Below are 1046 nucleotides of genomic sequence, written 5' to 3' on the forward strand. Positions count from 1 at the left end.
TCATTATGGTCTCATCACCCATGAACCATGAAAATATCAAGTATTTTCTAAGTAAGTCTTTAGATCTCCCTGCTAAAGAAAGCTGAAGGAGAACGACCAGAGGAAGGTAGAGGGTTAGGTGGGCTGGCCCATTAGAACTAGCTCATCAGAGAGTTGGTAATAGACGGGTCAGAGATAGCCATCGAGAGATGCATGGCAAAGAGCAAGCGCAAGCATCAAGTCACGGGGATAATTCTGGCCGGAGGGTCGAGCACCAGGATCGGGAAAAACAAGGCCTTTCTCCAATTAGGCTCCCGGTTAGTCATCGAACATACCATTTCCAGGGTTGTGGAAGTGGTTGATGACCTTCTTCTGGTGGCCAACAATGTGGAGGAATACAGAGATCTTCGTGTTGAACCTATGAAACTGGTCCAGGATGTGATTCCCTATCGCGGGCCCCTGGGAGGAATCCTTTCCGGTCTGGAAATCTCGACTACTCCCATCAACCTCATAGTGGCCTGTGACATGCCCTTTCTGAATCCTCTTCTCCTCAACTTTCTCTTACGGCAGATCCATGGTTACGATGCAGTCATCCCCATGACCGAGGCAGGGCCTGAGCCTCTGCATGCTGTCTATACCAAAAGCTGTCTTCCTGCTATAAGGGAGTCTATGAGCCAGGACGAGACTCGCATCATCTCCTTCTTTAACCAGGTGAAGATCAGATATGTGGGCCAAGAGAACCTGCAGATCTACGATCCCGAGAATTTTTCCCTGTTTAACATCAATACTCTGGAAGATCTGGAGAGGGCCCGGGAGATTCTGGGAAGGATTCAAGAAGGAATTCCTTGAGGGCTACTGACTGATTTTCCACCAGGGGGTAGCCGGTTAGCTCCACCTGGGGAGAGGTGCCTGGCGGTTTGGCGACCGGATGGGCCTTGAGGGGAGTGCTGAGGCCTCCACGGGTTTTAAACCGCTCGGGCGAGTGGAGGATACTGACCCGAGGTGGCGCAAAGGCAGCCAGGTTGGAACAATGCATTTTCTGGGCTGGTAGGCCACCCAGGGCCTCG

General features: G+C 51.7%; 1 protein-coding gene. It reads left to right on the top strand.

The features are described 5' to 3' along the window. Positions 1 to 192: 192 nt before the first annotated feature. On the top strand, positions 193 to 828 hold the full coding sequence (gene mobA, locus HW443_RS11715; protein WP_176238273.1) for a molybdenum cofactor guanylyltransferase: 636 nt from the start codon (positions 193 to 195) through the stop codon (positions 826 to 828). Positions 829 to 1046 lie beyond the last annotated feature (218 nt).

The sequence above is a fragment of the Candidatus Hakubella thermalkaliphila genome, assembly GCF_013281975.1.
In the GTDB taxonomy this organism is placed as follows: Bacteria; Actinomycetota; Humimicrobiia; order Hakubellales; family Hakubellaceae; genus Hakubella; species Hakubella thermalkaliphila.